We start from the raw sequence: 20,213 nt of genomic DNA, 5'->3' as shown, positions 1-20,213 counted from the left end.
GCATGGGGCCGCTCTGCATCCCGGCCTTGTGGAACAGGCCCTGGGATGCTGTCATGCCCATGACGGCGCAGGTCTGGGCGCTGCCGCCCGATTCGCCGAACAGCATGACGTTGCCTGGGTCGCCGCCGAAGGTGGCGATGTTCTCCTTCACCCAGCCCAGGGCGGCGATGATATCCAGGATCCCCTGGTTGCCGGAGGTGGCGTAGTCCGCCCCGCNCAATTCGCCCAGGTAGAGATAGCCCAGCAGGCCCAGCCGGTGGTTGGTCGCCACCACCACCACGTCGTAGGTGGCGGCCAGGCGGGCGCCGTCCTGGATGCGCTGGCCACCGCTGCCGGTGGTGAAGCCGCCGCCATGGCAATAGACCATGACCGGCCGCTTGCCCCCATCCTTCACCGCCGGGGTCCAGACGTTCAGCACCAGGCAATCTTCACTGTAGGCCGGCTCATGCTCGCCATAGGTGGTGCCGGGGCCCTGCATGGCGGGCGGGCCCAGGCGCGTGGCATCGCGCACGCCCGCCCAGGGCGTCACCTCGGGCGGCGCCTTGAACCGGTTGCGGCCGGAGACGGGGCCGGCATAGGGAATGCCTTTGAAGGCCAGGGCGCCACGGTCGTGCCCGCCCCGGACCCGGCCCGCCGACGTTTCCACCTCCACGAAGGGGCCCACGGTTCGCGTGAACCAGACGCCCTCATCGGCGCGGGCGGGAACCCAGACATAGGGTGCGGCGACGGCGGCGGCACCTGCCCGCATCAGGGCGCGGCGGTTGAGGGACAGGGGCATGATTTTCCTCCCGGCTTTATTCTTGAGCGACGACCGCGCCGGCGACCGGTCCTTTCAAGGCGGGGGCGATCGGCGCGGGGCTTCTGATAACGGTAACATAAAAGCCGGGAGGGGCAATCAGCGCGGCGGTCCGGTGCCTCACTCCGCCGGCAGCGTCATCTCCACCCGGTTGCGGCCGGACTGCTTGGCCAGGTACAGCGCGGCGTCGGCGCGGACGTAGAGGGCGTCCAGGTCTTCGCCCTTGCGCAGTTCGGCCAGGCCCAGGCTGGCGGTGACGCGGATGGGGCCGCCGTCGGTCTCCACCACGCCGTCACAGATGGCCTGGCGCAGGCGCTCGGCCAGCAGGCGGGCGCCGTAGGCGGCGGTGTGGGGCATCAGCAGGGCGAACTCCTCCCCGCCGATGCGGCCCACCAGGTCGGTGGAGCGCACGTGGGCGCCGATGACGCGGCCGGTCAGGGCCAGGACGGCGTCGCCGCCGGGATGGCCATAGGTATCGTTCACCTGCTTGAAGTCGTCCAGATCCAGGATGGCCAGGGTCAGCGGCGTGCCGTGGCGGTTGGCCAGCGCGATCATTTCCCGTGCCCGCTCCATGAAATGCCGGCGGTTGTCGCAACCGGTCAGCGGGTCGGTGGTGGCCAGGTGCAGCAGCCGGTCGTTGGCGGCGCGCAGGTCGGCCGTGCGCTCCGCGATCTGGTGTTCCAGTTCCGCCTGGCGGCGGCGCAGGTAACCGGTGCGCCAGCGCACCAGCAGGGTCATGGCCACCACCATGGCCGCCGCCACCAGCAACCGCAGCCAGACATGCTGGTACCAGGCCGGCAGCACCCGCAGGGGCAGGGCCAAATCACGCTCGGCCCACACGCCGTCGCGGTTGCTGCCCCGCAGGCGCAGGGTGTAGTCGCCGGGCGGCAGGTTGGTGTAGACGGCCAGGCGCCGGTTCACGTCCGCCGCGATCCAGTCGTGGTCATACCCGTCCAGGCGATAGGCGTAGCGGTTGCGGACCGGGGCGGTGTAGTCCAGGGCGGCGAACTCCACCGCCAGGCTGTTGGCGTCGGGCGACAGCACCAAGGGGTTGGCGGCATCGTAAATCCGCCCCGCAGGCATGGGCTGCCCCCCCACGCGCAGGTCGGTGACCACCACTGGGGCGGCGAACCGCCAGGCGGGCTGCAGGCCTGGCCGCACCACCGTCAGCCCGCCCTTGGAACCGAACAGCGCCTCCCCCGCCGGGGTGGTGGCGCTCGCGCCCACGAAATAATCCACCAGGGCGGAGCCGTCGGCGCGCCGCACCGCGCGCACCTCCAGCGTCTCGGGATCGATGCGGGCCAGCCCGTCGTCGGTGCCGGCCCAGATGACGCCGGCGCCGTCCATCTGCAGGCTGCAGACGTTGACGTGGGGCAGACCCTGGGCCAGGCCGAAGTGGCGGAAGCGTGGCCTGCCACCGGCGTCACGGCCGGTCATCAGCGACAGGCCGCCGCCGAAGGTGCCCACCCATAGCCGGCCCTTGGCGTCGATCAGCAGGCTGGTGACGTAGGGGTCCGCCAGCGCTTGCGGGTCGCCGGGGACGGGCGGGATGTGTTCCACGGCACCGGTGGCGAGGTCGATGTGGTTCAGGCCGTTGCGGGTGCCGACCCAGACGTCATGCGCCGTTCCGGCCAGCAGGGCGCGCACCGTCGGGTCGGACAGACGCTTGCCCGCCGGGGCGCCGGGGCCGTCATAGACCAGGTGGCCGGGCGTCGCCCCGGGGCCGTCCAGGGCGTAAGCGCGCAGCCCGTCGCCTTCGCCCCCCACCCACAGCTGGCCGTCGATAAAGCGCAGCGACATGGTGGCGGCGGCGGGGTCGCGGCCAGACAGGGTGACACGCCGCACCGCCGTGGCCGCCCCGTCGGCGCGGTACACGCCCCGGCGGGTGGCGATGTAGACGCGGCCGGCCTCGTCCTGCGCCATGCTGTAGACGATGTCCGACGGCAGCGCGTCCTCCGGCCGGGCGGGGTCGGGGCGCAGCGCCGCCACCCGGCCGCCCAGCGGGTCGACCACGTCGACGCCGCCATCGAAGAAGCCCAGCCAGACGCGGCCTTGGCCGCTGGAACCGTCCTGGGACGGCATGATGGCGAAGACGTCGCTGGCGCTCAAGCTGTCGGTACGGGCGCTGGCGCCTCCGAAGATGGTGGAGATCAGGCCACTATCGCGGGGATGATAGCTGAGGCCGCCGGTGCCACCCACCCAGACGGAGCCGGCGCTGTCGCGGGTGATGGCCCAGATGTCGTCATGGGCCAGGCTGTTGGGCAGCGCCCGGTCATGGCGGATGACGTGCCGCGCCATCGTCGCCGTATCGATGGCGACGATGCTGCGGTTGCGCAGGCCCACCCAGATTTCGTGCGGTCCGGCGGGGGCGATGGCGGAGATCCAGCCCAGCAGATCCGTGGCGTTGGGCCCGACCAAGCGGGGGGCGGCGCCCGGCCGGTCAATGACGAACAGGCCGCTGCGGATGGTGCCGACCCAAAGGCGGCCGTCTTCGTCCTGGAACAGGGCGGAGACGTTGGCCGCCGGGCCGTCCCCCAGCGGCACGGCCGTTAGGGTGCCAGCGGCCGAGGCGCGGTGGGCCAGGCCGGCGACGGTACCGACCCACAACCCGCCCATCCGGTCGCGCAGCGCGGCCTGGACGCGGCCGGCGGGAAGGCCGGTGGCGCCAGGGTCGCCCGCGCGCAGCGCCGTCACCGTGTGGCCGTCGGGGGCCAGGTGACGCAGGCCATCCTCCGTGCCCACCCACAGTCCGCCGGCGCCGTCGTCGGCGATGGCGCCAATGTCGGGGCGGCCGTTGATGGCGCCCAGGGGGATGGTCTCGAACCGGTCCTGGGCGGCGTTATAGAGCGCCAAGCCGTTGGCGCCCACCCACAACCGGCCGCGGGAATCGACGTGTAGGCTTTTGATGAAGTCGCTGGGCAGACTGCCGGGGACATCCGGGTTGGCCGTGTAGCTCTTGAAGCGATAACCGTCCCAACGGGCGAGGCCGCCCTGCGTGCCGATCCACAGGAAGCCGTCACGATCCTGCGCCAGGGCGGTCGGCACGGGATGGGGCAGGCCCTGGTCGCGGCCGTAGTTCTGAAAGACCGTATCCGCCAAGCCGGACCAGCGCTCCGCCGCCGCAAGGGCGGGGGAAACCGATAAGGTCACCGTCAGGCAAAGCAGCAGAAGACCGCTATATCGCCTTAAACGGAAAAGGAATTCCACACCACGCCGCATCGCACCCAAGATATTGCCTGCGCCTCGTTTGATATAGCAACAATACCAGGTATGAACGGCAATGGCAGCGGGCCGTCTTCCTGGTCGCAGGTGTCTTTAGTAGGGGGCGGGCCGCCAGATGCGCCTTCCGGGTAATGATGCGCCGCCCACAGCAATCTCTGGTGGTTTTTCAAGGCCTTGACCCGCGTCTCCCTCCCTGGCCCTTGTGCCGGCGCCCCACTTTGACCCATCGTGTCTTCAACAAATAAACTTGGGGGCATCCGTGCGGCATTACTTCCTGGCAGCGCTGGTCTTGGCGCTGGTGTCATCCACCGCTTCCGTTTCCCTGGCGGCGACGCCCCAACCGGCGCAGTCTCCGTCCACGCTGGACGGGCTGATGCCCGTGCGGATCGACAGGGCCACCGCCAAGATCATCCTGGTGCTGCCGGCGCCGGGCACCGCCCCGGGGAACGACTGTGTGCTGGCACGTTACCTCTATACGCCGTCGCTGCGGACGGGCCTGGGCTCCGCCCCCACCTTCCTGGACCGGGGCCGCATCGGACAGACCCAGGTGCTGGCCTTCCGCCTGCTGGGCAACAAGGTGGCGGTCCAGTTCGAGAATCCCCGCTTCCGCAACCCGACGGGCGCCGGCCCCAGCGCCGACTTCGCCACCTCCATCGTCTGGATGGGCGAGGCGCTGCCCCAGGCGGACGGCCGCGTGGCGGTGGACATCGCGAAGTTCCTGGCGGCCGACACCCTGGGCATCGCCAAGTCGCTGGGGCAGGAGGGCGACGCCATCGGCACCGGCGGCGCGCCGCAGGGGGCGGGCCGGGGTTTCAGGCTGGACGGGGCGTTGAGCGCCGCCGACCCGGCCACGTTGAAGCTGTTCCCCGACAATCTGGAAGTCGACGCCATCCAGACCTACACCTCCGACCATCCCGGGGCGGAGGTGGAGAACATCGCGCCCGACGCCCGGCAGGTCAGCTTCACCGTGCACCACAGCTTCGTGCGCCTGCCGGGGCCGGGCTTCACCCCGCGCGCCTTCGATCCGCGCATGGGCGGCTTCTCCACCCAGGTGGTGGACTACGGCCGCCCCCTGGGGCAGGACGTGGTGCACGACGTGGCCAACCGCTTCCGCCTGGAAAAGCTGGACCCGGCCGCCGCCCGGTCGCGCGTCAGGAAGCCCATCGTCTTCTACCTGGACCACACGGTGCCGGAACCGATGCGCACGGCATTGCTGGAAGGCATCAACTGGTGGGCCCAGGCCTTCGAGGCGGCGGGCTACATTGACGCCTTCAGGGCGGAGCCCCTGCCTGACGGCGTGGACCCGCTGGACGTGCGCTACAACATGGTCAACTGGGTGGACCGCGCCACCCGGGGCTGGTCCTACGGGCAGGAGATCGTGGACCCGCGCACGGGCGAGATCGTCAAGGGCATGGTGGTCCTGGGCTCCGAGCGCGTCCGCCAGGATATCCTGATCTTCCAGGGACTGGTGGGCGCTGACAAGATCGGCACGGGCGGGCCCAACGATCCGGTGACGGTGGCGCTGGCCCGTTTGCGCCAGCTGGGCGCGCATGAGGTGGGGCACGCGCTGGGCTTCGCCCACAACTTCGCCGCCAGCACGCAGAACCGCGCCTCGGTCATGGACTATCCCGCCCCGCGCATCGGCCTGGTGGATGGCCACCCCGACCTGTCGGACGCCTATGGCACCGGGGTGGGCGCCTGGGATAGAGCGACGGTGGACTGGCTGTACGGCGGCGCCCCGCAGGACGACCAGGCGGTGGCCGACGCCAAGGCCGCGGCGGCGGTGGCCGCTGGCCTGCGCTATGTCCAGGATGACAATGCCCGCCGGCCGGATACGGCCCAGCCCTGGGGCGGCCTGTGGGACGACGGCGCCGACCCGGTGGCGGAGCTGACCCGCCTGATGGGCGTGCGCCGCGCCGCCATCGACCAGTTCGGCCTGAAGGCCCTGGCGCCGGGGGAGGCGGTGGCGGAATTGCGCCGCCGCTTCGTGCCCATCTGGTTGCTGCATCGCTACCAGGTGAACGCCGCCGCCAAATCCCTGGGCGGCGCCACCTTCGCCTATTCGGTGAAGGGCGACGGGCGGGAGGCGTCGGTGCCTGTGGCCGCCGACGTCCAGCGCGCCGCCCTGTCGGCCCTGCTGTCCACCCTGTCGGCCGACCAGCTGCGGGTGCCGGCCAGCCTGTTGCCGCTGCTGTCCGCCGCGCGCAACGGCAGCGACAACCGCCAGTTCGATATCGAGCTGTTCGCCACTGCCGGTGGCCCGGTGTTCGACCCGCTGGTGGCGGCCGACGTGGCCGCCACCGTCACCCTCAACACCCTGCTGGCGCCCACACGTCTGGCGCGGCTGGAAAACCAGCACGCCGCCGATCCCCAGGCGCTGGGGGTGGGCGAGGTGCTGGAGCGCCTAGTGTCGCAGATCCTGCCGGAGAAGAGTGACGCCGTCAGCCGCCGCGTCGCCTACCGTGCCCTTGTCACCATGGCCCAGGTGGCCCGCCGCCCCGGAACGACGCCGGAGGTGGCGGCCCTGCTGGACCAGCGGGTGCGCGAGGTGGCGGAGGCGCTGGCCCGCGGCCGGGGCGACGCGGAAGAGCGCGCCTGGGCTGTCAGCCTGGCCCGTCAGCTGCTGGACCCGCAGCAGGCGGACAAACTGCTGGCCGACCGCCCCCGCACCGTGGAGGTGCCGCCGGGCGACCCCATCGGCGGGGAAAGCGACTGGATGGATTTGCCCGTGAACTAAGCGCGCGCCGGCTGCGCCCGGAACCAGGTGTCGAACGCGATGGCGCCCAGGCGCGGGCTGGGACCGCTGGGCACCAGGGAGCCTTCGGCCAGCCGGGCGCCAAAGTAGGGGGCGTCGACGTCGCTGACCACCCGGCGCGGGTCGCGCGTCGCGTCCAGGTGGCGGGCCACCAGTTCGCTGAGGCGCAGGCGCTCCGGACCCGCGATCTCCACCGTGCCGTTGGCGGGTGGTGCCAGGGCGATGTCGGCCACCAGCGCGGCGACGTCGTCCGACGCGATCGGCTGCACATAGGCGGGCGGCAGGTGCACGGTGCCGTCGGTGGCGGCGGCGTTGGCGATGCTGTCCAGGAACTCGAAGAACTGGGTGCAATGGACGATGGTGTAGGGGATGCCAGCGGTCTTGATCAGCCGTTCCTGCGCCAGCTTGCCCCGGAAATAGCCGCTGGCTTGCAGGCCTTCCGTGCCAACGACGGACAGGGCCACATGGTGGCGCACACCGGCCACCGTCTCCGCCGCCAGCAGGTTGCGGCCGGACGTCTGGAAGAAGTCCAACACCGCCTGATCCGCGAAGGAGGGGGAGTTGGAGAGGTCCAGCACCACCTCCGCACCGGCCAGCGCCTGGGCCAGGCCGGCGCCGGTGAGGGCGTCCACGCCGGTACTGGGGGCTGCGGCCAAGGCCTCATGGCCGGCGGCGCGCAGGATTTTGACGGTCTTGGCGCCGACCAGGCCGGTGCCGCCGATGACGACGATCTTCATTCCTCTTCCTTTCGATCCAGAGGCCGCCCGTGAGGGCGGCCCGTCGACATCAGGACGAGGGCGATGGGACCACTGTGACATGGGGCCAAAAAAACTTTGTGCCCTCGCGGCGGCGGACCGTTAGGGTCATCGCAAAATTGCTTCAGCATTTGGGGGGAAGCGCATGCGTGCCCTGGGCCTGACGTCCGCCATTCCGCTTGTCGCCGCCGCCCTGGCCGCCGTGCCGGCGCTGGCCTCACCCCCGCCCGACACCCGGGCCATCCTGGGCACGGTGGGCAAGGTGGTGTCGGCCAACGGCATCGACGAGGCCAAGGCGGTGGAGATCGGTGGCATCCAGCAGTGGATCACCGTGCGCGGCAAGGACAGGCGCAATCCCATCCTGCTGGTCATCCACGGCGGCCCCGCGGCGCCGGAGCTGCCCACCCGCTATCTGTTCGAGGCGCCGTGGACCGACTATTTCACGGTGGTGGAATGGGACCAGCGCGGGTCGGGCAAGACCTACCTGCTGAACGATCCGGCGAAGATCGGCCCCACCTTGAGAGCCGATCGCATCGTCCGTGACGCGGAGGAGCTTGTGGGCTATCTGCGCGCCACCTACGGCAAGCCGAAGATCTTCGCCATCGGTCATTCCTGGGGCACCATCATCGGCCTGAACCTGGCGGCCCGGCGGCCGGACTGGCTGTATGCCTACATCGGCGCGGGGCAGATCATCGATACGGTGGCGGCGGAGAAGATCAACTACGCCTGGGCGCTGAGCGAGGCCCGCCGCCGGGGCGAGGCCCAGGCGATCGGGGAGCTGGAGGGCATCGCCCCTTATCCGGAAAAGGACGGCAGCCTGCCGATCGACAAGCTGGGGACTGAGCGCAAGTGGTCCGTCAGGTTCGGGGGGCTGACCTATGGCCGCGACAATTACGACTACTGGGAAAACGCGGAGAGGATTTCGCCAGACTATTCCGACAAGGACTTCCAGGCCATTGACCAGGGCAGCAGCTTTTCGCTGCCCAAGCTGCTGCCCGATCTGGCCGGCGCCAATTTCAACGGCCTGACCAAGCTGGGCTGCCCGCTCATCATCTTCGCCGGGCGGCATGACTACACCACGCCGTCCGAACCGGTGCGGGCCTGGTTTGAAAAGCTGTCGGCCCCGTCCAAGCGCTTTGTCTGGTTCGAGAACTCAGCCCATATGATGTATGGCGAGGAGCCAGGCCGGGTGCTGGTGCACCTGGTGCAGGACGCGAGGCCCCTCGCGGCGGCCGTTGGCGACGTGGCGCCGGAGGCGACGGGCCCGTGATGTGAAGGAGGGAGCGCGATGATGCGGCTGAACGACGACCTGACGGTGCGCGTCGCGGTGCACGGCGGTGGCATGGACTGGGTGCCCAGCCCGTCGCCAGGGGTGGACCGCCGCATGCTGTCCCGCATCGGGGACGAGAAGGCGCGCGCGACCTCCATCGTCCGCTATGCCGCCGGTAGCCGCTTCCCCACCCATGGCCATCCGGGCGGGGAGGAGTTCCTGGTGCTGGACGGCGTGTTCCAGGACGCAAGCGGGGACTTCCCGGTCGGCACCTATGTCCGCAACCCGCCCGGCACGGCCCATGCCCCGGGTTCCGTCCCCGGGTGTGTCATCTTCGTGAAGCTGTGGCAGTTCCGGGCCGACGACCAGGCGCGCATCGTCCGCCAGCCTGGCGAAGGGGGGGCGCTGCCCATTCGTCCCGGCGTGACCCACGTCGTGCAGCTGTTCGCTGATGGGCATGAGGACGTGCGGATGGAGGACTGGCGGCCGGACGCCGAGGTGCGTGTGGCCAATCGGCACGGCCTGGAGCTGCTGGTCCTCGCCGGCGGCTTCACCGAGGCGGGGGAGGCATTCCAGGCGCAATCCTGGCTGCGCCTGCCCGCCGGCCAGGACCTGATGGTTCGCACCGGCGGGCAGGGGGCACGGGTCTGGCTGAAGGCCGGGCCCTTGCTGCACCCCGATGTCTGCGCCTTCTGATCAGGCCACCGCCGGCGCGCGCCGGGCGGGCCAGAAGCGGCTGTTGCGCAACAGGCCGGCCGATACCAGGGACACCAGCACGCCGACCGGAAAGATCTCGTTGAAGGTTTCGGCCAGGCGGTAGAACGGGTTGGCGTACTTCGCCTTGAACGCCTCCATCTCCGCCGTGAAGGCCGCCAGCGCCTCATCCGACACGCCCTTGGCCTTCTGCTGCCGGATCAGCGCGTCGGCGTAGTCGTTGGCGAAGTGCATGTGGTTGAGGGCCTGCGTCGCCTCCCACGCCAGGGCGTAGATCACCCCGGCGACGACGCTGATGCCCAGGCCCAGGAGCAGGGCGGGCCAAAAGCGGATGACGCCGCCCAGGTCGGCATCGCGATGGCGCTTCACCGCCAGGAAAATGGTGCTGAGGGCGATCAGCATGGAGGCGTAGCCCAGCACCATGCCGTAGGACATGGCGATAGGGGCGGGCAGGTCCACCGTCAGCACATACATGGACGCGCCGGAAATGAGGCCGGCGATCAGGCCGTAGATCAGGATTTTGCGCAGCATGCAAATGCCCCTTGGTTCGTGTGGTCCTGCCCCTCACTGCCCCGCAATTCCAGCCGCCGGCAATCGCCCGAAGGGGTGATTTTGACGGAATCACCCGAAAATCAGGGCAGCAAACAAACCCCAGGTGCCCGTCAGGGCAGCAAACAAACCCCAGGTGCCCGTCAGGGCACCAGGCCAAGCGTACGGGCGCGGTTGACGGCATCGGTACGGCGGCGGGCGTCCAGCTTTTCGAACACCCGGGCCACGTGGGTCTTCACCGTGTTGGGGGAGATGTCGAGCGCCAGGGCGATCTCTTTGTTGGAGCGGCCGGCCGCCAGTTCGCGCAGCACGGCCATCTCCCGCGCGCTGATGCCCAGGCCGGCCTGGGCCTGGATGTTGCCTTCCGGGGGCAGCGGCGGCGCCGGGCGCATCAGCCGCACGCCCACCGCGACGCCCAGGCCCAGGAAGGCCGCCGCGATCAGGAAAACATAGATGTCGTCGGAATGGGCGCGGACCAGGCGCTGATAGTCCAACCATTGCAGGACCGCCGTGCCCGCAGCCAGCGCCAAGCCATAGAGCGCTACGCGCCGCAGGGCGGGCAGCCAGTCAGCCCGGCGCTGGAGCACCGCCCGCATTCGCTGTGGCAACACGGGAGCGCGCATGGCTTTCCTTCAGGTTGGGCGGACAATCCACTGTCAAGGTCCGCCGGGGCCGTCCGCCTGTCAAGGCGGCCTCAGCCCGCCGCGTACGCCACGGCGATACGGGCCGCCAGGGCGGCGTTGTTCTTCACCAGGGCGATGTTGGCCGTCAGGCTGCGCCCGCCCGACAGTTCGTTGATACGGGCCAGCAGGAAGGGTGTCAGGGCTTTGCGGCCGATGCCCTTGGCGTCGGCCTCCGCCACGGCGTCGGCGATGGTGCCATCGATGAAGGCGGGGTCCAGGGCGTCGGCCTCGGGAATGGGGTTGGCGACAAGGATGCCGGTGCCGCAGCCCAGGTCGCGGTGCAGACGCATGGCCGCCGCGATCTCTTCCGCGCTGTCCAGGCGGTGGTCGGCCTTGTGGCCGCTGGACCGGGTGAAGAAGGCGGGGAAGTCGTCGCTGCCATAGGCGATGACGGGCACGCGCTGGGTTTCCAGGAACTCCAGCGTCTTGGGGATGTCCAGGATGGACTTCACCCCGGCGCACACCACCGTGGTGGGCGTGCGGCCCAGTTCCGTCAGGTCGGCGGAAATGTCGAAGGTCGCCTCCGCCCCCCGGTGCACCCCGCCCACGCCGCCGGTGGCGAACAGGGGGATGCCGGCCAGGTCCGCGACGCGCATGGTGGCGGACACGGTGGTGCCGGCGCTGCCGCTCCGCACCATCACCGCGGCGAGGTCCCGGCTGGAGGCCTTCACCACCCCCCGGGCCTGGGCCAGATCCTCCAGCTCCGCCGCCGTCAGGCCGGCGCGCACCTGGCCCCGCACCACGGCGATGGTGGCGGGGACGGCGCCGTTGGCCCGCACCACGTCCTCCACCGCCAGCGCCGTCTCCAGGTTGGCGGGATAGGGCATGCCATGGGTGATGATGGTGGATTCCAGCGCCACCACCGGCCGGCCGGTGGTGAGCGCGTCGGCGACCTCGGGGCTGAGGACGGGCTTCAGGAGAGACATGGAAAGATCCTCAAATCGTCAGGCGGTGCAGGTTGGCGTCCAGCAGCTGCGGCGACAGGCCGGGGTGGACGCTGGCGGCGCTTTCAGTGGTCAGTGCCCCGAGCAGGGCGCCCACCCTGGCGGCGCTGGGTAGGGCGTCGCCCGCCACCAGGCGGTGCAGGGTGCCGGCGATCATGGCGTCGCCGGCGCCGGTGGTGTCCACCGGGGCGGCGGCCACGGCGGGAAAGGTGAGGGCGGCCTCCACCGTGGCGACGGCCGTGCCCCGGGCCCCCAGGGTGACGACGGCGCCGCCGGCGCCGCGCGCCCTCAGGCCCTGGGCGGCGTCTCGCGCGCCGTCCAGGCCGGCATGGGCCGTGCCCAGCAGGGCGTTGGCCTCGTCCAGGTTCATGAACAGCAGGTCTATGCCCGTCAGGTCGCGGGGCAGGCGCGCCAGCTTGGGAATGGACACGGCGTCGATGGCCAGGCGGAAGGCGGCCCCCCGCGCCCGCTCCACCAGCGTCGCCAGCGTCTCCGCCGGCGGATTGCAATCGGCGAACACCCAGTTGGCCGCCGCCAGATGGGGCCAGGCGCGGTCCAGCACGGCGGGGGTGTAGAGGTCGAAGATGCGCATGTCGGCGGCGGCCACCGCCATGTCGCCATCCGGTTTCAGGATGGCCGTGTACTCCGCCGTCGGCGCCTCCGCCGTCACCACAACCTGGCTGACGTCCACGCCCAGCCCGCGCAGGTGGTTCAGGATCTCCCGACCCGTCCCATCTTCCCCCACGATGGAGACCAGGCTGGTGGGCAGGCCCAGGCGTGCCAGGTTTTCCGCCACGTTGCGGGCCACCCCGCCGGGGCTGCGGGCCCCCGTCACGGGGTTGGAGGTGGCGGGCACCAGCGGCGCCAGCGCCTGGTACTTCCGGTCCAGCACGGCGCCGCCCAGGCATACCACCCGGCGGGCCGCCGGCAAGATATAGCCCCGGCCCAGCAGGGCGCCCTTCTGCGTCAGGCTGGCCACATGGGCCGCCACGGTGGACCGGGCCAGGCCCAGGGCGTCCGCCATCTCCTGCTGGCTCACGAAGGGATTGGCGATGATGCAGTCCAGGATGGCGCGTTCCTGGTCACTGGGGACGGTCATGGCGTCGGGCTCGGCGGCCGGGAAATGACGCCGACCTTGCCAACATTTATCCGACCTGTAAACTTTTGTTTATGGCTTGCTCAGAGTTGCAACGCCGTCCCGCTTGGAATTGACCAGCCGGTGGCATGAGGCCTTGACTGATGCCGGCTGTGCGCCCGCCGTGTTAGGGCCGGCCCAGCGTGACCGCCACATCCCGCACCTCCGCCGCCGTCGGCGCGCGGGACGGGGCGCCGGGCTGGGTGATGGTCAGGCGCAGGGTGACATGGTCACCCCGGACGGCGTCGGCCGGCAGGGGGATGACATGGGTGCCGCCGGCCGCCCCCTGGTGCTGGCCGAAGGGCACGGCGCTGCCCAGCAGGCGACCGTCGGCCGTGCGGATGTCCACCTGGGCGTGGCCGATGGGACCCAGGGTAATCATGATCCAGGCGTCCTGCTCCGCCACCAGCGGCCGGGGCAGGGCCAGGGTCACGATGCGGGCCGCCCCCGGCACGGCGTCCCCAGCCGTCGCGGTGGCGGCGGAAAGGAAGGCCAGAAGTATCAAGGCGGCGGCCCGCATCTTTTTGCCTCACAGCGTCCTGACGGCCACCGCCTTGATGGCCGGCACTTCTTCAGCATGGCCATCCACGGCCACCAGTTGGACGTTCAGCGCCGCGCCCTTCGGACCGGGCGACCGCAGGGCCGCCAGGGTGGTGGGCAGCGGCAGGATGAAGGTGGCGTCGTGCGACATCTTCATCCCCGGCATCAACGAACCGAAGAAGGAGATGGTGCCGGCGTAATAAGGGCTGTCGGGCGTTGCTTCCGTCGTGCCGGGTGGGGCGTTGACCAGCACGTCGAAGGACCGGCCGCCGGTGCCGCCGCTGGGGTGGGGCAGGGTGATTTCCAGCGCCAGTTGCGGCAGGGCTGCCGCGGCCTGGTGGCTTTGCACCGCCGCCAGCGGCACCGTCAGGGCGGCGATCTTGCCCTTCAGCGTGGCTTTGAAGGAAGGGGCCGCGGCCACGGCGGGGCTGGGTGCCGGTAGATCCAGTTGGTCGCCGAAGCCGGGTTGATAGTCGTAGTCGAACTTGTCGGTGCTGAAGAAGTCGGCGGCGACGGTTGGCCCGACATACGTGCCGTCGGCGTTCACATAGAACAGGAAGGGCTCCTTGCTCAGGGTCGCCAGGTCCTCGCCGGTGGGCAGGTAGGGCAAGTGCAGGCGCTTCTGCTTGTTGGTCCACACGTCCCACAGCCGGTCCATGTTGGAATGGTGCAGGAAGAAGATGGGGTCCACCGGCGACAGGTTGTTGGTCATGTTGCCGTAGGGACCGGGGTCGATGGCGCCGACGCCGCCGATGCAGTTATGGGTCAGGTTGTGGGGCTGCCCCTCCAGGATGCTGAACTGGGTGGTGCCGCTGGGCGCGGTGTTGTGCGATGGCGTCTTGCTGCTGGTGAAGCTCAAGGCGATATCGGCGTCATAGAACAGCGTCGGCTTCAGGCCGGAGGCGACCGTGGGCGCCGACACGGCCTTGGCGGTGCGGGCGTCCAGCTTGGGGTTGTCGCGCGACAGATAGCGGGCGCCGCACGTGGGCGCGAAGGCGACGTTGCCGGTGACGCCGGTTTTGAGCGACGGCACATAGGCGGTGACGTCGTTCCACATGTCGGTGAAGGTGTTGTAGCCGCGCGCGTTCAACTGGGTCTGCTGCGCTGGCGTCAGGGTGGCCCAGTAGGATTTCAGGCTGGGCTGGATGAAGGCGGTGAAGACCGCCAGATTCTTGGTGTAGGCCTCATAGATGTGATGGGTGGGGTCCAGCACGCCGTCGAACATGTCCTGGGGGATCTGGGGCAGCTCCGTCCAGTCCCAGTAGGGGATGGCGAAGGTCTCATCGCCGCTCAGCGCGCGGATGGTCTGTTCGAAATAGCCCAGGTAGCCGCGATGCCAGACGAAGAACCACCAGTTGCCGTGTGGGCAGTCCATCATATGGATGAAGGCGTTGCGGAACCAGTTGCGCGGATCGGTGGGCGGCAGCTTCAGCATGATCTCGACCGCCTTGGCGTAGCTGGCCAAGGCCTTCCGCCCCTCCGCGCTCGTCACGTTATAGCGGCGGTATTTGGCGGCCGCGCGGGCCGGTGCCATGGGCAACGCCGACAGGCCGGCGGCAGCGGCCGTCGTTGCCAGGAAGGTGCGGCGGGAGAAGTGGGATAGGGTGGTAGAGCGCATGGGAGGCCCCCGTGGTTGGTTCCGGGCGCACTATGCGGCCGACGAAATACAACCTCAAGTATTTTTAATTGGCGATATTAACCTATTAACGTGTGGTTGCGAACTGGCCTCGATAGACGAGTCTCGCATATTGTATCCGAATTAAGGGCCGCTGGCGGTGGCCAGGGCGGTGCCGGACCGGCCGCTGGGGCCATTCATCAACCCCTGGTCCAGGCCAAGTGGTCCCCCGATGCCGCAGGCGGGCGCCCGGGCTTGCGGGGCCGGCGGTGCCCATGGTCTAAGAGGGGCCATCAGGCACAAAGATGCCGACCGATCAGAGGGGGACCATCCTTCATGCGCATCACCACCTTTGTTTCCTGCTTCGCCCTGCTGATGGCCATGGGCGCGCCGACCTATGCCGCCGACAAGACCGCCGACAAGCCGGCCAAGGAGGCGCCGAAGGATGACAGCGAACTGGCGCCGTTCCCGGCGGCCAAGTCGGTCAAGCAGACCGCCACCATCGCCGGCAAGCGCGTGGAATACACGGCGACCGTCGGCGCCCTGCCGGTGAAGGATGCCCAGGGCAAGACCATCGGCGAGGTGGTGTACACCGCCTACACCGTCGCCAACGCTGGCGGCAGCCCGCGCCCCGTGACCTTCGCCTTCAACGGCGGCCCCGGCGCTTCGTCGGTTTATCTGAACCTGGGCGCCATCGGGCCGAAGCAGGTGGCCTTCGGCAAGGCCGGCGACAGCCCGTCCGATCTGGCGGTGCTGAAAGATAACGCCAACAGCTGGCTGGATTTCACCGACCTGGTGTTCATCGACCCCATTGGCACCGGATTCTCCCGTACCAAGGTGGACGAGGAGCAGACCAAGAAGGCCTTCTACACCGCCGATTCCGACATCCACTACCTTAGCCGCATCATCTATGACTGGCTGCTGACCAACAACCGCCTGACCAGCAAGAAGTACCTGGTGGGCGAAAGCTACGGCGGCTATCGCCTGCCGCGCCTGGCCTATTATCTACAAAGCCGTATCGGCGTGGGTGTGTCGGGCATGACCCTGGTGTCGCCCTACCTGGACCCGCCCGCCATCGGGGAGGCGGACGCGCTGTCCCCCCTGCCGTGGATGATCAACCTGACGGCCATGGCCGCCGGCAATTTCGAGCGCCAGGGCAAGCCCCTGAACGAGACCACCATGGGCGCGGTGGAAAAGTATGACCGCACGGAGTTCATGCAGGACCTGATGGCCGGCCCGCGCGACAAGGCGGCCACCGATCGCCTTTCCGCCAAGGTGGCGGAACTGACGGGCCTGGACCCCAAGCTGGTGCGCCGCATGAACGGCCGGGTCGACATCGGCACCTACCTGCGCGAGATTCATCGCGCCGAGGGCAAGGTGGGCAGCGTCTACGACAGCAACGTCACCGCCTACGACCCGTTCCCGTCCAGTGCGGAGGCCCGCTACAACGATCCGCTGCTGGATGGCCTGATCGCGCCCACCACGTCGGCCATGGCGGACTTCGTCACCAACCAGGTCGGCTGGAAGGTGGAGGCGCGCTACAACGCCTTGTCGTATGAGGTCAACAAGCTGTGGGAGCGCGATGATAGCGACAACCCGGTCACCGACCTGCGCAAGGCCATCGCCAACGACCCCAAGATGGCGGTGACCATCGTCCACGGTTGGAACGACCTGTCCTGCCCCTACTTCGGTTCCCGCCTGCTGATCGACCAGATGCCGTCCTACGGCGTGCAGGAGCGGGTGAAACTGCGCATGTACCCGGGCGGGCACATGTTCTACGCCCGCCCGGACAGCGGCGCCTCTTTCCGCAAGGACGTCATGGCGATGTACGAGGTGAAGTGAAGAACTGAAGTCTGGTTCCACTACTTCTGGTAATTGGGGCCGGCCAGACCACGCTCTGGCCGGTCTCTTTATTTTAGGATGGGGCGCTTGATCCTCCGCCCGCTGCCGATTCTATCGGGAAGGTCTTGGGCGGGAGACCCTACGCGTCAGGATAGGGTAAGCTCGACGATTGGATTAACCAGACTTTAACTCGGTACGGGTGTAGTCAGTTACACGTTTTATCGGGTGGAGGTCGGGGTGTTTTTCAGGAACAAAGGGCATGAGACGCTTTTGCGCAAGACGGCGGCGATTGACGCCCTGCGCGCCAGGGTCATGGTGGCGGACGAGAATCTGAACATCGTCTACGTCAACCCGGCCGTGGTCTCGCTGTTGCGCGAGGTGGAATCCGACCTGCGCAAGGAATTGCCCCGGCTGGACGTCAACCGTCTGGTGGGCAGCAACGTGGATATCTTCCACAAGAACCCCGGGCATCAGCGCGCCATGTTGGCCGCCCTGACCAAGCCCCATCACGCCACCATCAAGGTCGCCGGCCACCAGTTCGACCTGCTGGTGACGCCTTTGAGTGAGGGGGGCCGCCGGATCGGGTTCGTCGTGGAATGGGCCGATGCCAAGGAACGGCTGCAAAACCTGGACTATGCCGCGCAGATGGCGGCCATCAGCCGGTCGCAGGCGGTGGTCGAGTTCACCGTCGACGGTACCATCACCAGGGCCAACGAGAACTTCCTGAAGGTGATGGGCTATCGCCTGGACGAGGTGGTGGGCAAGCATCACAGCATGTTCGTGGAACCGGAATATCGCCAAAGCGCTGATTACGAACGCTTCTGGGACACGTTGCGGCGTGGCGAGTTCCAAGCGGCGCAATACAAGCGGATCAATAAGGCCGGCCAGGCCGTCTGGATCGAAGGCGCCTACAACCCGATTTTCGACGAAAAGGGCAAGATCGCCAAGGTGGTCAAATTCGCCGTCGACATCACCCACCAAATCGAGCTGTTGAACAACCTGAAGGTCCTGATCGACCAGAACTTCGGTGAGATCGAGAAGGCCTTGGGCGTGTCGGCCAAGGAAGCGAATTCCGCCAACGCCGCGACCGACAGCATGGCGACCAACGTGCAGGCGGTCGCCGCCAACGCCGAGGAGATGGCCGCCTCCATCAGTGAGATTTCACGCAGCATGGCGCGTGCCCGCGAGGCGACGGACGGCGCCTTTGACAAGACCATGGCGGTGGGGGAAAGCACGGATCGGCTGGCGGCGGCGGCGCAGGCCATGAATGGCATCGTCGGCCTGATCAACAACATCGCCGGCCAGATCAACCTGCTGGCCCTCAACGCCACCATCGAGGCGGCCCGGGCTGGTGAGGCCGGCAAGGGCTTCGCCGTGGTGGCGAGCGAGGTCAAGAACTTGGCCAATCAGTCCGCCAAGGCGACCGAGCAGATCTCCTCGGAAATCGAGGGGATCCAGTCCACCTCGACCGAGGTGGCCAACGCCCTGGTCGCCATCCGCGAGTCGGTGTCGGTGGTGCGTGAGCATGTGACCGGCACCGCCTCGGCGGTGGAGGAGCAGAGCGCCGTGACCCGGACCATGTCCAGCAGCATGCAGAGCGCCTCGGCGGCGGTCTCCACCGTCTCCGCCAATGTCGGCGCGATCTCCACGGCGGTGCGCCAGGTCGCGGGCGCCGTGGAGAAAACCAAGGAAGCGGCGCAGGTGCTGGTCCGCTGATTGGTCGCAGCCCGGTGGGCTGATCCGGACCGCGCTCCGGATCAGCCCACCGCGCGCGTGTCGAACTGGGCCTTGCTGGCGGCCAGGACCTCCCCCGTTTCCAGCAGGGACTTGAGGTTGGACAGGATCAGCGGCCAGCCGCCAGAGACGGCCTGGATGAATTTGGCCCCGCCTTCCTGTTCCATGGTGTGGGTGATGCTGAGCTTCACGATACCGGTATCGACCAGGGGTTCGATCTCGAAGGCGCAGCGGGAATAGCCTTCGGCGTTCAGCTCCGGCCGGAACTCGTTGCGCCATTTCAGCACCAGGCGGAAGGGCGGGGCGGCCTCCAGCACCTCGCCCGTGTCCATGACCTGGCCCTCGCGGTTGACCAGGCGCCAGGGGGAGCCGGGCTGCCAGTCGCTCTGGCCTTCGCAGCCCAGCCAATAGAGCCGCATGAAGGTGTTGTCAGTCAGCGCCCGCCACAGCTTGTCGGGCGTGGTGCGGATGTAGGTCACATAGACGAAGGCGTTGCTCATGGCGCGCTATCCTTTCCCTATTCAATATCATCGGTTGTTCCAGGGGCCTCCAGCCGCTCCTTCAGGGCGGCCAGGGCGTCCAGCCGTGGCTGGTCGAATTGCGTAACCCAGCGCCGGGCGATCTGGTGGATGGGCACGGGGTTGATGAAGTGCAGCTTCTCCCGCCCCTGGCGGTGCCAAGCTACCAGGTTCGCCTCCTCCAGGATGGCCAGGTGCTTGGCCACCGCCTGGCGGGTCATGGCCAGGCCCTGGCACAGCTGTCCCAGGGTCTGGCCGTCGCGGGCCCGCAGGCGGTCCAGCAGCTGCCGGCGGCTGCCATCGGCCAAGGCCCGGAACACGGCATCATCGTCGGTCATGGGCCTTAATATGCAACCAAATGGTTACCTGTCAAGGGCTGGCGCAGAGACGAAGCTGTTTTTCAACGAAGGGGCGAGCAGGCCTTAAGGCCGCCACAATCCGCCGGCCATGCTGTTGCAATCCTGTGACCGGCCCGGGGCGCCCAGCCTGCGGGCCCCAGCCTTGCGCGATGGGGCGCGGGGACCTTACAGTATTGCGAAAATGGGGGGCGGAATGCGCGACAGGCGGCTGGTGCGCTGGGGATTGGGCCGGACGTTCTGGGTGGTTGTCACGGTGGCGGGCTTCCTGGGCCTGCTGTTCTGGGCGCGGTGTGGCATGGCCGCGCCCGCGCGCGCTTTCAGCCCCGAGTTGGTGGCCCGCAACTACATGGCGCCCGGCGGCGCCCAGCCCACCCACGCGCTGACCATCGGCAACCTGGACATAACGGTGAAGGTCATCGGCGGCGTGGCGCATACCACGCTGCTGGCCACCTTCGCCAACCCCACCACAGCGGCGGTGGAGGGCGACTTCACCCTGGACCTGCCGGCGGGTTCCGTCGTTACCGGCTACGCCCTGGACGTGAACGGCCGCATGACCGACGGCACCCTGGTGGCCAAGCGCGCCGCCACGCTGGCCTACCAGAAGCAGGTGCGGCGCGGCGTGGATCCCGGCCTGGCGGAGGTGACGCGCGACAACGCCTTCCGCACCCATGTCTTTCCCATCTTCCCCAACCGGGGGCGCACCGTGCGGGTGGAGTTCGCCACCCCCATCGGCACCGACCAGCCCTATGCCCTGCCGCTGGCGACGCTGACCCGGTGGCAAG

Annotated in this window: 17 protein-coding genes; 6 read left to right on the top strand and 11 right to left on the bottom strand. The window is 68.8% G+C overall.

From position 1 onward, the window contains the following. Both I55_RS15070 and I55_RS15065 read right to left on the bottom strand, forming a co-directional pair. A partial coding sequence (locus I55_RS15070) for a carboxylesterase family protein (protein WP_044561408.1) occupies positions 1-778 on the bottom strand: 778 nt, incomplete at its 3' end. 138 nt (positions 779-916) lie between these two features. Further along, positions 917-3,946 (bottom strand): ligand-binding sensor domain-containing diguanylate cyclase, encoded by a 3,030-nt coding sequence (locus I55_RS15065; protein WP_199902603.1) that lies wholly within the window; start codon positions 3,944-3,946, stop codon positions 917-919. A gap of 331 nt (positions 3,947-4,277) precedes the next feature. On the opposite strand from I55_RS15065, the gene I55_RS15060 reads away from it, so the two are divergent. Next, positions 4,278-6,755: a zinc-dependent metalloprotease gene (locus I55_RS15060; protein WP_049974153.1), complete on the top strand. Its 2,478-nt coding sequence runs from the start codon at positions 4,278-4,280 to the stop codon at positions 6,753-6,755. Here I55_RS15060 and I55_RS15055 read toward each other — a convergent pair. Continuing rightward, entirely contained in the window at positions 6,752-7,510 is a 759-nt protein-coding gene (locus tag I55_RS15055) for an SDR family oxidoreductase (protein WP_044561407.1), read from the bottom strand. The genes I55_RS15060 and I55_RS15055 overlap by 4 nt on opposite strands. Before the next feature lie 163 nt (positions 7,511-7,673). Between I55_RS15055 and I55_RS15050 the strand changes: the two genes are divergently transcribed. After that, a complete protein-coding gene (locus I55_RS15050; RefSeq protein ID WP_044561406.1) occupies positions 7,674-8,798 on the top strand; it encodes an alpha/beta fold hydrolase in 1,125 nt (374 codons plus the stop codon). Positions 8,799-8,816: 18 nt separating this feature from the next. Continuing rightward, the gene (locus I55_RS15045) at positions 8,817-9,494 is read left to right on the top strand and encodes a cupin domain-containing protein (protein WP_252181158.1); all 678 of its coding nucleotides are present in this window, start codon (positions 8,817-8,819) and stop codon (positions 9,492-9,494) included. On the opposite strand, the gene I55_RS15040 is transcribed toward I55_RS15045, so the two are convergent. The 6 genes from I55_RS15040 to I55_RS15015 all read right to left on the bottom strand — a co-directional run bounded on the left by I55_RS15040 (position 9,495) and on the right by I55_RS15015 (position 14,981). After that, on the bottom strand, positions 9,495-10,043 hold the full coding sequence (locus I55_RS15040) for a DUF4199 domain-containing protein (RefSeq protein WP_044561405.1): 549 nt from the start codon (positions 10,041-10,043) through the stop codon (positions 9,495-9,497). A gap of 161 nt (positions 10,044-10,204) precedes the next feature. Beyond that, entirely contained in the window at positions 10,205-10,684 is a 480-nt protein-coding gene (locus tag I55_RS39055; protein WP_199902602.1) for a response regulator transcription factor, read from the bottom strand. Between the two features lie 71 nt (positions 10,685-10,755). Continuing rightward, positions 10,756-11,670 (bottom strand): pseudouridine-5'-phosphate glycosidase, encoded by a 915-nt coding sequence (locus I55_RS15030; protein WP_044561403.1) that lies wholly within the window; start codon positions 11,668-11,670, stop codon positions 10,756-10,758. Positions 11,671-11,680: 10 nt separating this feature from the next. After that, positions 11,681-12,787 carry a carbohydrate kinase gene (locus I55_RS15025; protein ID WP_044561402.1) on the bottom strand — a complete coding sequence of 369 codons (1,107 nt, stop codon included), beginning with the start codon at positions 12,785-12,787 and terminating at the stop codon, positions 11,681-11,683. Between the two features lie 163 nt (positions 12,788-12,950). Beyond that, positions 12,951-13,343: a hypothetical protein gene (locus I55_RS15020; RefSeq protein ID WP_044561401.1), complete on the bottom strand. Its 393-nt coding sequence runs from the start codon at positions 13,341-13,343 to the stop codon at positions 12,951-12,953. Positions 13,344-13,352: 9 nt separating this feature from the next. Beyond that, positions 13,353-14,981 carry a tyrosinase family protein gene (locus tag I55_RS15015; RefSeq protein WP_044561400.1) on the bottom strand — a complete coding sequence of 543 codons (1,629 nt, stop codon included), beginning with the start codon at positions 14,979-14,981 and terminating at the stop codon, positions 13,353-13,355. Positions 14,982-15,314: 333 nt separating this feature from the next. Here I55_RS15015 and I55_RS15010 point away from each other — a divergent pair, with 333 nt between their 5' ends. Together I55_RS15010 and I55_RS15005 are read left to right on the top strand one after the other, a co-directional pair. Beyond that, a complete protein-coding gene (locus I55_RS15010; protein WP_044561399.1) occupies positions 15,315-16,820 on the top strand; it encodes a S10 family peptidase in 1,506 nt (501 codons plus the stop codon). Between the two features lie 237 nt (positions 16,821-17,057). Next, a complete protein-coding gene (locus I55_RS15005; RefSeq protein WP_044561398.1) occupies positions 17,058-18,536 on the top strand; it encodes a PAS domain-containing methyl-accepting chemotaxis protein in 1,479 nt (492 codons plus the stop codon). Positions 18,537-18,577: 41 nt separating this feature from the next. Here the strand turns inward: I55_RS15005 and I55_RS15000 are convergent, their stop codons facing one another. Both I55_RS15000 and I55_RS14995 read right to left on the bottom strand, forming a co-directional pair. Next, positions 18,578-19,054 (bottom strand): SRPBCC family protein, encoded by a 477-nt coding sequence (locus I55_RS15000; RefSeq protein ID WP_044561397.1) that lies wholly within the window; start codon positions 19,052-19,054, stop codon positions 18,578-18,580. A gap of 17 nt (positions 19,055-19,071) precedes the next feature. Beyond that, positions 19,072-19,410 carry a helix-turn-helix transcriptional regulator gene (locus I55_RS14995; protein ID WP_044561396.1) on the bottom strand — a complete coding sequence of 113 codons (339 nt, stop codon included), beginning with the start codon at positions 19,408-19,410 and terminating at the stop codon, positions 19,072-19,074. A gap of 214 nt (positions 19,411-19,624) precedes the next feature. On the opposite strand from I55_RS14995, the gene I55_RS14990 reads away from it, so the two are divergent. Further along, the coding region (locus I55_RS14990) for a VIT domain-containing protein (protein WP_044561395.1) at positions 19,625-20,213 on the top strand (589 nt) is incomplete at its 3' end.

It is taken from the genome of Azospirillum sp. B4 (assembly GCF_000333275.1).
Taxonomy (GTDB): domain Bacteria; phylum Pseudomonadota; class Alphaproteobacteria; order Azospirillales; family Azospirillaceae; genus Nitrospirillum.
The sequence above is the reverse complement of the archived record's forward strand: the minus strand, read 5'-3'. Positions and strand labels throughout refer to the sequence as shown.

What these genes read in the sequence shown, in the direction of transcription:
- I55_RS15055 (WP_044561407.1), bottom strand. Translation starts at nt 7,510, where the DNA reads ATGAAGATCGTCGTCATCGGCGGCACCGGCCTGGTCGGCGCCAAGACC.
- I55_RS15050 (WP_044561406.1), top strand. Translation starts at nt 7,674, where the DNA reads ATGCGTGCCCTGGGCCTGACGTCCGCCATTCCGCTTGTCGCCGCCGCC.
- I55_RS15045 (WP_252181158.1), top strand. Translation starts at nt 8,817, where the DNA reads ATGATGCGGCTGAACGACGACCTGACGGTGCGCGTCGCGGTGCACGGC.
- I55_RS15040 (WP_044561405.1), bottom strand. Translation starts at nt 10,043, where the DNA reads ATGCTGCGCAAAATCCTGATCTACGGCCTGATCGCCGGCCTCATTTCC.
- I55_RS39055 (WP_199902602.1), bottom strand. Translation starts at nt 10,684, where the DNA reads ATGCGCGCTCCCGTGTTGCCACAGCGAATGCGGGCGGTGCTCCAGCGC.
- I55_RS15030 (WP_044561403.1), bottom strand. Translation starts at nt 11,670, where the DNA reads ATGTCTCTCCTGAAGCCCGTCCTCAGCCCCGAGGTCGCCGACGCGCTC.
- I55_RS15025 (WP_044561402.1), bottom strand. Translation starts at nt 12,787, where the DNA reads ATGACCGTCCCCAGTGACCAGGAACGCGCCATCCTGGACTGCATCATC.
- I55_RS15020 (WP_044561401.1), bottom strand. Translation starts at nt 13,343, where the DNA reads ATGCGGGCCGCCGCCTTGATACTTCTGGCCTTCCTTTCCGCCGCCACC.
- I55_RS15015 (WP_044561400.1), bottom strand. Translation starts at nt 14,981, where the DNA reads ATGCGCTCTACCACCCTATCCCACTTCTCCCGCCGCACCTTCCTGGCA.
- I55_RS15010 (WP_044561399.1), top strand. Translation starts at nt 15,315, where the DNA reads ATGCGCATCACCACCTTTGTTTCCTGCTTCGCCCTGCTGATGGCCATG.
- I55_RS15000 (WP_044561397.1), bottom strand. Translation starts at nt 19,054, where the DNA reads ATGAGCAACGCCTTCGTCTATGTGACCTACATCCGCACCACGCCCGAC.
- I55_RS14995 (WP_044561396.1), bottom strand. Translation starts at nt 19,410, where the DNA reads ATGACCGACGATGATGCCGTGTTCCGGGCCTTGGCCGATGGCAGCCGC.